This window comes from Hydrogenophaga atypica, from assembly GCF_042665215.1.
Taxonomy (GTDB): domain Bacteria; phylum Pseudomonadota; class Gammaproteobacteria; order Burkholderiales; family Burkholderiaceae_C; genus Hydrogenophaga; species Hydrogenophaga defluvii_A.
The window spans coordinates 17,851-27,296 of sequence record NZ_JBHTCA010000035.1; the positions used below are offsets into that span (position 1 = coordinate 17,851).

Consider the following 9,446-nt stretch of genomic DNA (forward strand, 5'->3'; position numbering starts at 1 on the left):
GCCTGCTGCTCAACGTCCATGCTTTTGAGACAAGCCCTCTCGTTCAGTGCCGAAGCTCGCAGGGCTTCCAGTGAGCCATTGGCATCAGGATCGGTCGCCACGGGCGTGCCACCCATGGCGGTCACGCCGAACTGGCGTACCGACGGTTTGGCCGATCAGATCGAGACCGCCATTGAGAACCTGAGCGCACGCGGCTACATCCAGTTCCACCCGGTTCTGGCTCAGTACCTGGACAACTTCAAGGCGGCACTGTTTCTCGGCCACGCCCTGTATTGGACGCGGCACTTGGCCAGGCACAACCGGCACCGTGATGGCTGGTTCTTCATGACTGCCAGGGACTGGGAGAAGGCCACAGGCTTGAGCCAGCGTGAGCAGTTGACGGTCAGGGCGCTGTTGCAAAGCCAAGGCTTGATCAGTGAGGCCCTGGTGGGCAAACCCGCCCAGCTTCATTACCGGGTCAACCTGCCTGGACTGGCCCTGTGCATGTCCAAGGCCAACGCCTTGGGTGTGCCCTTGCCCTCGGGCAGTCAACTCAACCTGGAGGCCTTGTCACCCTGGCTGGCCAGCAGCGTGCAGTTCTTCAAGCCGCTGGCCGATGTGGTGGGCAGCACCGCAGCAGGCCTCTACATGTCCTGGCTGCTGCAACAGCAGCGACGCCAGCTTGTCGCACAGGGCGCACGCCAAGCCCATCCCAAATCTGCCGGGGTGCCCACCATCGCCGGGGCATCCAATGGCTTTGTACTTGTCAATCTGGACGATGTTCGTATCGCGCTGTGCCTTGGTCCCAAGACACAGCGCAATGCGCGCGAGAAGCTCAAAGCGGCTGGCTTCATTCAAGAGGCTAAGGTCAGCGGCGACCGCAGCGGGCAGCGCCTGATTCACGTTAAGGTCAACCTGACCGCTGTGCTGGCCTGCCTGAGTGCGCAGGATGCGCGTCCTTTGCCGGTACGCAAAGCCACGCTGGCCGCCCGGCCGACGCCAGTTCCTGCGACCGAATCGGTCGTGGCCACCAGCACGCAAGTGCTGATCGGCTCCAATGAATCGGGCCAGGTTGGCGCGCCGTTGATCGCCAGCGGCGGATCGAAGCGCAAGCATCGGCAGATCCCCTTGTTTGGCCCGATGGGATTGCAATCGGGCGCTGTGCAGGGTTCGGGACAAGAAGGGGCCACTGCGTCCCTGCTCTTGAATGGCGGTACTGTCCGTCAACCTGGAACCCGCCTTATGGCTGCGGCCCAGTTGTTCGGCCAGGGCCACGCCCTGTTGACCGGGTACGCGGTGCACACCGCAACCTTCACACGCACGCAGCGCGACGAGCGCGGCGACTCGATTCAAGCCGAGGCTCAGGCAGCCACTGCCATGGAGCAAAACGTCACGTCAGAAAACCCTATTTCTGACGATGCCGTTTTGTCGAAACTTGATGGACAAGATGCCGTTTTGTCGAAACTGGACGTGCCGTTTTGTCGAAACTATATACAAGTGGTATTTAAAACAAATACTACGACTACAGATACCTTCTCTCTCCCGCGCGAGGCCGACCCTGTGGATAACTTTCCGGTGTCGGCGAAGACCCCGGTTCGGGTCACACCCAGTCGTCGTCGTGCGATTCACATCGTTTCGAACCAAAAACCAGCCACCCAGCCGGAAGTCACCCAAGGCCTTGACGCAGAAATCAACGCTGGGGCCGAAATTCGGCCCGCTGAGCGCGTTTCGGTTGCATCCCAGGGGGTAGGCGCCAATCGGGCATCAAAGCGCCTAGACGCCGCCGAAATCCAGGCGCCGATCCAGCAGCCCGAACCTGCCCAGCCTGCAATGCCGGATGGGCCTCAACCGCAGAGCAAAGCGGGTGCTGTGGTGGCTGCTGCTGAGGCCGTCGAGTGTCAGAACCTGATTCTTCCGGTCAACCTGGCCAAGGACTGGCATCCGGGCGTGCTGCATGCCCTGCAGCAAGTGCAACCCGCCGACCGGCAGGCGCTGCTGGATGAGTTGGCGGGCCAGATGGAGAGCACGGCCAAGTCCATTCACAACCCGGCCGGCTGGATGCACGGCTTGGCGAAGCGTTTCGTTCAGGGTGGCGTGGTGCTGGCCATGGCCGAGAAAGTGGCTGCTGAGCGGGCTCGCCGTCAGTACGTCAAGAACCACATCGATGCGGCTTCTCGTGGCGTGACCCTGACTGACGCGGGCACAACCGTCCAGGCGGCTCCAGTTCTGACTGAGGCCAACAGCGAAGACGCGGAGGCGATCAAGCGAAATGCGTTGGAGCGGTTGCGGGCGCTGCGCGCTACTTACGTCAACAACAAGGAGGGCACGTGACTCAAAACGATACACACGGTAAGCCTTACCACGTGACTCAAAACGATACACACGGTAAGCCTTACCACGTGACTCATAACGATACACACGGTAAGCCTTACCACGTGACTCATAACGATACACACGGTAAGCCTTACCACGTGAGTCGAAACGATACACGTCGGCTCGTCCAGTTTGTCCAATTCGATGGGAGATGGTGATGAACGAAGTTCAAGAGCAATCCAGTCAGGTCTTGTTTGTGCACCTGATGCACGTTTTGAAAAAGTACACCGATGTCTGCGTCTTGATGGCGTTGCTCTCAGACCAAGCGGACCTGAAAGAAGTGAAGACTACTGCGGGTGAAATTGCGCTGCACAAGATGCACATGAAGGTTCCGAGACTGGCCGTTCAACGCTCTTTCGACCGTCTGAGCGATCTGGGCCTTATCGACATCCGTGTTCACGCCAACACCCGCACGCATGTGACCGTCAACCGGGATGCGGTTCTTGCATTCCTGCGCCAACCACTGCCTTCTCGTCTGCCCGGTTTGTCTGCGCGGGAGTTCCCATTCCTGGAGGCCTGGGCTGCTGACCGCGCCATGGCCGAATCACTCAGTCCGGCCGATGAATCGTCGGCCCAAGTTCTTCAATAAGCACATCTCTCAAATCAAGGAGTAACCACATGCCATCGACCAAAACCAAGAAGCAACCGGATGCCGCTACTGTGGTGCCTCCGGTCTCAGCGGTGCCCGCCAGTCTGCTGCTCAAGCCTGTTGTGGCTCCCGCTGGTCGCATGAAGTTTGAGACAGAGAAGAACTCGCCGTTTGCTGACGGGTACAGCATTGCGAAGGAAGAAGCGTTTTTGGCCGACTTCCTGGCTGGTGACATGGACGAAAGCGATCCGCTGTACGACCGCTACGTCGAACTGGATGAGCGCAAGAACCAGCTGGAAAAGCTGCGCGCCCAGCACCGCACGCACCGGGGTGCCGACAAGATTGTGGATCATGCCGAAGCACGTGGTCTGGACGAGTTGGGTGCACTGGTCGATGAGGAAGCTGACCAGATGAGCATCCACACCAAGGAGGCCTATCGCATGTTCATGGGACGGGCGAAGGAGCCTGGGACCAACAACCCCGCCATCATCGGTGGCAAGCGTGTGGCAGCAGCCTTGAAAGCGCTGTGGGATGCAACAGGCAATGACAACCCCTACGCCGACTGGGCGTTGCTGCGGCATGAGCAGACCATCAAGGAAGTCCAGCGGCGTCTGCGCCGTGAACTTCAGGCGGCTGAGAAGGAGTTGGTGGAACAGCAGAGCCGGGGCATCAAGCTGTCGGTGCTGCGCTCGGAGAACCCCAAGGTACTGAACCTGGGTTTCAAGTCGCCCTACGGCTTTGCTGTGGCATCCCTGATTGCTGAGTTCGACTACTACGTTCGTGTCCAAAAGACCCTGGCCCGCAAGAACATCCGTTCCGATGAGCAGGTGCGTCAGGCCATCACCGAACTGACCCGCTTTGTGCGCCGCGTGTTCAATGAAACGGCCCGTTTTGATCGCTGGCTCATGCGTGCCGAAATGAAGGGTCTGTGCCGAGCCGACTTCATTCCTGATGCTGCCGCAGATAGCAAAGCTCGCGTGGAGTTCGCTGTCGGGGTGTTCGGCATGGTGCCCAGCGAAATCTATTCCACCAAGCTGCAACCGCGCCATTCGCGCCGTCGCCTGCAGATCACACCGGCAGAGAGGAGCCTGCTGCAAACGGTGGGCGCGGCGCTGGCCAAACAAGAGGGCTTGCAAGCCGATGAAGCTGTGGCAACGGTAAGTGGCGAGGGTGCGGCGCTGCTGAGTGAACAGGAAACTGCGGCAGGGGTCGCGTGAGCGCGGGCGTTGGTGGCTGCGGCAATCACAGGAACGGTCAGGAATCTGCGGCAGGGCTCATGCACTGGTGCATAGAAAGGCAGAGGGTGAAAGGCATGGTTGTTGAAAGGGCGGTTGATGAAAGGGTTCGGCGTTCCACTTCGGCTGGGCAGGAGGCTGTCAATCCAGTGATGTGGGCGAGGGAGCAGATGAAGGTCGAATCGTGTCAAGAACCGGCTGACACAAAAGCCTTTAAGGGTAGGGGCAAAGCCCATGCTCTGCGGCAATACCTGGCTGAGATTGACAGCCTGGAGCAGGAGATGCGCGAACTGTGTGATCTGACCAAGCAGGTTCAGGGAGCAGGCCTGTACTTGATGCTTCACCGAATCAATCGGACCGGTGCCGCTTTTCTTCGGTGGCGTGCCGTGGGTGGGTCAAAGAAGCACTTGTCCTGGGACGAGGCCAAGGCAATGACTTTGGGTTTCACGGCGGAAGTCCGGGACTGGTACAGCAGCGTGACGATCAAGGCTGACCACCTCAATGCGCGCCACATCGAAGTTCGCACGTCGATCAAGGCAACGCGCAAAGCCATCAGTCGTTCGAGTCCCTACCTGTTTGCCAGGCCTATTCCTGAAGGGGTAAGTGCCTGAACGGGATCTGGGGGGGGTTCTTGAGGGTCTCGGTGTTGGTGCAGCCGGGACAACTTTTCATCACGCACCGAGGGAGAGAAAAATGCAGAACATGTTCATCGGAAAAGGCAACCTGGCGGGATCGCCTGAGTTGAAGCATTTGCCGGGCCGCAATGGCGATTTCACTGTGGCCAGCATGCGGGTGATGTTTGGTCGCTACGGTCAGAACGAGGAGGGCCAGGTCGAGCAGGTCGGCGGCTTCTGGCGGGAGGTGGAAATCTATGGCCCCAAGGCCGAGGCTTGTGCCAAGCTGCTGCGCAAGGGCGCCCGTGTCCTGGTCATCGGAGAGGAACGTGAGTACACCGGTCGTGACGACGACGGCCGAGAGGTCCAGGTGCTGAAGGTGGTGGCCGAGGATGTCACGCTGCAGCTCTCGCGTGTCGAGAGCATCACCTTTGCGGCGCCTCGGGCGCGGCAAGCCGAAAGTGAGCCGGCAGAGGCTTGAGCGGTCACCAACATGTTGATCCCGGTGAACATGAGCCCTCACTACAAGGGCGAGCTACCAGGCCTGGACGAGTTGGCTCAGCAGGTTGCGCGTTTTGGCTTGTGCCCTGAATACTGGGGGTTGCGACGGGATGAATGGGTCAATCCTTCTCTGGAACACCCCTACATCTACCTGCACGTCAGCGATCACCGACGTGCGTTTCCGGTCAGTCAAGTCGTCACGAGCGCTTTTGAGGCGGGGTATTACTGGCGGTTCTGGGGGTTCTTTCCGGGAGATACCGGTCCACAGAGCCCTGTGGTTCAGCGCAAGCCAGACGATTTGCGGTTCTGTCTTGAGTTGCATCCTTTTCCGGCAAACCACGGAAAACAGCAGGAGTGGGTGGCCTATCGAAATGAGGCCATCCAGTTCCTGACGCGGGCCATGAGCGACTTGTCTGATGCGATGGCGCTCTGCCGAGCAGAGGCCACGCCGAGCGGTTGACTGCGGTGACAGGCGAAACAAACGTACATGTTCTTCCAGATGCTCATTTCTGCGGCACATCCACGGCACTGGGGATGTTCTGATTCAGACGCTCTGGAGGACGGAGCAGAGGCTGAGTGTGCGTATTTCATGGGTGGGTACTCCTTGAATGTGGTTGTGTTGAACGGACGGTGTGGGCAGCTCCGGCAAGAGCTTTGACCCCACACCGGCAATCTACCACGGAGTACCCGCCCACCCTTTTAAGTGATTGATTTCAAATGACTTTTTGCAATCACTGGTTTTTGTCCTTTGTCATACGTGGCGAAGTGGCATTTTTCCCGCCATCAAGATAATGAACGTTATCTTGAGCGCGGATTTAATCGGCGCACCCCGGAAGCGGGGGCGACCGTCTGGTCCAAGTCAGTTCATCCATCTCGATGGGCTGCGCCTGCATGATTTCGCGTTCATGCGCGCAGTGGCCGAAGGTGTCGATGTCGTGTCGGCCGCACGGAGGTATCTGCCCGTCGATCAGGTGGATGCCTCAGCCGCAGGCGCGCTGGAGCAAGCCTTACGCGCGCGCATGGTGGCTCAGCTGCAGGGGCGTGGGGAGAATGATCTGGCGAAAGCCTTGGCCAAGGTCTCGGGTACATCGTCGGATGGGACAGGTGAGGAAGCCGAATCGCTGGAGGCCTTTGCCGAGCAGTTCGACGCTGACATGTACAGCGAACGCGAATTGCAAGAGCTGTTCCTGGAGCGGCAACAACAAGCGGCTGGCAGGCGTGGCTCGGTCGAGCGGGCCGAGCAGATCTGCGCGCTGGACCATCTTCAGTCCTTGTGTGCCGTGCGGCCGACACCGCAAGATCACGTCGGGCAGTGGTTCAGCGCCACCGTGGCCAAGCGACTGGTGGCCAGTGGCATGCCCACCCTGTTCACCCTTGTGGATGGCATCAATGCCAGGGGCCGCCTGTGGCATCGTGGGGTGCCAGGCCTGGGCGTGGACCGCGCCAGGCGTCTCCTCGAATGGCTGTTGGATCACGAGTCTTGTCTGGGCGTGACGTTGAGTGTCAGGGTGCTGGAAGGCATGGGCAGCCTGCGCCCCGCGTCGCCTTCGGTGCCGGTGACGGAGGTACGAGGTGTTATGCGGTTGGTCGTGGACACGCCAACGCGAGATCAACTGGATTTGCGTGCCGGTGGGGCAAACGCCCTGGGCGCCTCGACTGACGCCCAAGCGCTGCAGGCCTGGCTGGACACCTTGACGCTGCGCTCAACGCACACACAGCGGGCCTATCGGCGTGACGTGGAGCGTCTGCTTTGGTGGGCGCACGAGCAGGGCAAGTCATTGGCTGGCCTGACCGTACAGGATGCACTGGAGCACGTTCGTTTCCTGGAGAACCCGCCTTCACACTGGGTCAATCCTCTGCCGAGTCGCCGGGATGCTGTGGACTGGGCGCCCATGCGTGGCCCGCTGGGCGGGCCTGCCATTCAACGCGCCTTGGCTGCTATCAACAACCTGTATGGCTTCCTGGTGCAAACGCACTACCTTTTGGCCAATCCGTTTGCCTACCTGGGCCACTGGCGAGCGCCCAAACGCGCCCCCGATGCTCTGCGAGGCTTGTCACGCAGCCACATCGAGTTGATGCAGTGCTGCCTTCACCGTATGGCCGAAAACCCCGCCAAGCGCCGCCTGGTGGCTTTGCTGGCCCTTTTGGAGACCACAGGGGTACGCCTGTCCGAGTTGTCTGCGTCCACATGGGGGGACATCCAACTCGCACGAAGTGGCGACAGTGAATGTCAGGTGCTCAAAGTTATGGGCAAGGGACGCGTTGAACGCTTGGTGCCGCTGAAGCCGTCTGTGCTGGCTGCGTTGCGTGCTCATGCGGCCGACCGGGTGGGCGTCGCTTACCACGGTGGACTGTTCACTCTGCCAGGTGAAGATGTGCCGCTGGTCTCCAGCCTCGCATCAAGCTTTGGACGTGCGCGGAATCGGTACAGCGAGTCGGAGCCGGTATCGGGATCGGGTGGCGCTCTTTCCGCTGCAGGGGTACATCGGGTCTTGAAGGGTTTCTTTCGCCAGGTGGCCAGCTCGACCTCTGATCCGCAATTGCGTGGCACGTTTTACCGCGCTTCATGTCACTGGTTGCGCCACACCTTTGCACATGAAGTGCTGCAGGCCTCGCAAGGCGATTTGCCGGCAGTCCAGCAACTCCTGGGGCATTCGTCCATTGCTACCACGGGCATTTATGTCACGGCCGACATGGCCAGCCGCGCACGGGCCATCGCAGCCCTGCCGGACTTGTTTGCAGGCATCAAAGTAAATTGATATGAAAATGAATACCGATCTTAAACAGCTTTTGGCATTGTCGATGCCTACATTCGCATATACGAAGCTTGAGCGATTTGCCGACCATGAATACAGAGCATCCGGGGTGCCTGAAATAGAGCACAGTTTTGCAAGCGTAGACTTGTCCCAAGTTGCGGGCACTACCCATCCAGTTTACGGGGGGCGCTCCTGGATTGATCTCCTTGGGAATCCGCCTGGTGGGGAATTTGCAGAGTTGCAGCATATTCGACGGTATTTAAGGTACATGGTCGAAAACCCGAGCTATTACACTAAAGACGAAAAAAAACCGGGTTGGTCTTTCTACTTGGTTGACGGGCGATATTACATAGGAGACGGAAGCCATCGCACTGTAATTGGTCGATTCCTATTGTCATTAAACGGACTCCCAACAACCGTCTCAGGCGTTTTAGCAGGCCGTTGAAAAAATGCTCATCGAACGCGCCAGGGTCGTGGATTTCGAAGAAACGGATCGCCCAAACTGGCCTGCGCAGCGATTGGAGCGGCCATTTCGGCCTGTTTGCAGGCCGTTTTGCCCGTTCCGGGCGCACGTATCCCATGGTTCACGCATGATGCGCGTCCCACCAACCGCCCAGACTGCCCATGCGCACCAGGTTGTAGGTGGCAAAGCACAGCAGCGCCTGGCCCGCGAGCTTGGCCTGACCGATCAATTTGGTCTTGGCCAGACCGCCTACTGTCTTGATCCAGCCAAAGGCCTCCTCGATTCGCTTGCGCACTTTGAGGCTGGTTTTGTAGCCCTCGTGGCGCTTGATGCGGCCATCGACTGCAGAGTGCTTGTCCTTGGCCGCCACGTGAGGCGTGACCAAGAGCCGGCGACAGCCCTTGATGAAGGCCTTGCTGTCGTAGCCCTTGTCGGCGCCGACCGTGGCCCGCTTGTTCCTGTTGCCCCGGCGCCCCAGCATGGCCAGCGCCGCTTCGCGCTCGGCGGTGCCGTTGGCATGAGTGATCTCCACATCCACGATCAGACCGTTGCGGTTCTCCATGAGGATGTGCCCCATGTGGCACAGGCGAGATTTGTCGCCCGCGCTCTTCTTGAACAGCCGGGCATCGACATCGGTGGTGCTGGCGTGGGTGCCGTTGCAGCGCTCCTGACCCTTGAAGTCCACCTCGGGATTGCGCCCGGGCGGCGTGCCGCTGTCGTCGTCTTTGCGCCTGAAGCTCTTGTGCGAGGCCCAGGCCTCAATCAGCGTGCCGTCCACGCTGAAGTGTTCGTCGCTGGCAAGCCGGCCCCACTGGGCGCTGAGCTTGACGCGCTCGAAGAAGGCGCGGGCCAGGTCTTCGTTGAACAGGCGTTCGCGGTTGGCGCTGAAGGTGGAGTGGTCCCAAACTTTGTCCTCGATGTTCAGGCCCACGAACC

9 protein-coding genes are annotated in these 9,446 nt (G+C 59.9%); 8 read left to right on the forward strand and 1 reads right to left on the reverse strand.

What is annotated here, in order from left to right:
* The first annotated feature begins 114 nt into the window (after positions 1-114).
* The 8 genes from ACFQPB_RS21960 to ACFQPB_RS21995 all read left to right on the forward strand — a co-directional run bounded on the left by ACFQPB_RS21960 (position 115) and on the right by ACFQPB_RS21995 (position 8,492).
* Positions 115-2,310: a hypothetical protein gene (locus tag ACFQPB_RS21960; protein ID WP_382228052.1), complete on the forward strand. Its 2,196-nt coding sequence runs from the start codon at positions 115-117 to the stop codon at positions 2,308-2,310.
* A 199-nt stretch (positions 2,311-2,509) separates the two neighbouring features.
* The gene (locus ACFQPB_RS21965) at positions 2,510-2,941 is read left to right on the forward strand and encodes a hypothetical protein (RefSeq protein ID WP_382228055.1); all 432 of its coding nucleotides are present in this window, start codon (positions 2,510-2,512) and stop codon (positions 2,939-2,941) included.
* 29 nt (positions 2,942-2,970) lie between these two features.
* Entirely contained in the window at positions 2,971-4,158 is a 1,188-nt protein-coding gene (locus tag ACFQPB_RS21970) for a PFL_4669 family integrating conjugative element protein (RefSeq protein ID WP_382228058.1), read from the forward strand.
* Positions 4,159-4,244: 86 nt separating this feature from the next.
* Positions 4,245-4,787, forward strand: coding sequence for a hypothetical protein (locus ACFQPB_RS21975; RefSeq protein WP_382228061.1), 543 nt, complete (start codon positions 4,245-4,247; stop codon positions 4,785-4,787).
* 82 nt (positions 4,788-4,869) lie between these two features.
* Entirely contained in the window at positions 4,870-5,271 is a 402-nt protein-coding gene (locus ACFQPB_RS21980) for a single-stranded DNA-binding protein (RefSeq protein ID WP_382228063.1), read from the forward strand.
* A gap of 12 nt (positions 5,272-5,283) precedes the next feature.
* The gene (locus ACFQPB_RS21985; protein WP_382228066.1) at positions 5,284-5,751 is read left to right on the forward strand and encodes a hypothetical protein; all 468 of its coding nucleotides are present in this window, start codon (positions 5,284-5,286) and stop codon (positions 5,749-5,751) included.
* A gap of 265 nt (positions 5,752-6,016) precedes the next feature.
* A complete protein-coding gene (locus tag ACFQPB_RS21990) occupies positions 6,017-8,050 on the forward strand; it encodes a phage integrase family protein (protein ID WP_382228069.1) in 2,034 nt (677 codons plus the stop codon).
* Positions 8,051-8,057: 7 nt separating this feature from the next.
* Positions 8,058-8,492 (forward strand): hypothetical protein, encoded by a 435-nt coding sequence (locus tag ACFQPB_RS21995; protein WP_382228071.1) that lies wholly within the window; start codon positions 8,058-8,060, stop codon positions 8,490-8,492.
* A 139-nt stretch (positions 8,493-8,631) separates the two neighbouring features.
* On the opposite strand, the gene ACFQPB_RS22000 is transcribed toward ACFQPB_RS21995, so the two are convergent.
* Positions 8,632-9,446 (reverse strand): IS5-like element ISCte5 family transposase (locus ACFQPB_RS22000; RefSeq protein WP_382228073.1); only part of this gene is annotated, 815 nt, incomplete at its 5' end.

Excerpts from the sequence above, each read along its gene's own strand:
- ACFQPB_RS21960 (WP_382228052.1), top strand. The coding sequence starts at position 115 with ATGGCGGTCACGCCGAACTGGCGTACCGACGGTTTGGCCGATCAGATC.
- ACFQPB_RS21965 (WP_382228055.1), top strand. The coding sequence starts at position 2,510 with ATGAACGAAGTTCAAGAGCAATCCAGTCAGGTCTTGTTTGTGCACCTG.
- ACFQPB_RS21970 (WP_382228058.1), top strand. The coding sequence starts at position 2,971 with ATGCCATCGACCAAAACCAAGAAGCAACCGGATGCCGCTACTGTGGTG.
- ACFQPB_RS21980 (WP_382228063.1), top strand. The coding sequence starts at position 4,870 with ATGCAGAACATGTTCATCGGAAAAGGCAACCTGGCGGGATCGCCTGAG.
- ACFQPB_RS21985 (WP_382228066.1), top strand. The coding sequence starts at position 5,284 with ATGTTGATCCCGGTGAACATGAGCCCTCACTACAAGGGCGAGCTACCA.
- ACFQPB_RS21995 (WP_382228071.1), top strand. The coding sequence starts at position 8,058 with ATGAATACCGATCTTAAACAGCTTTTGGCATTGTCGATGCCTACATTC.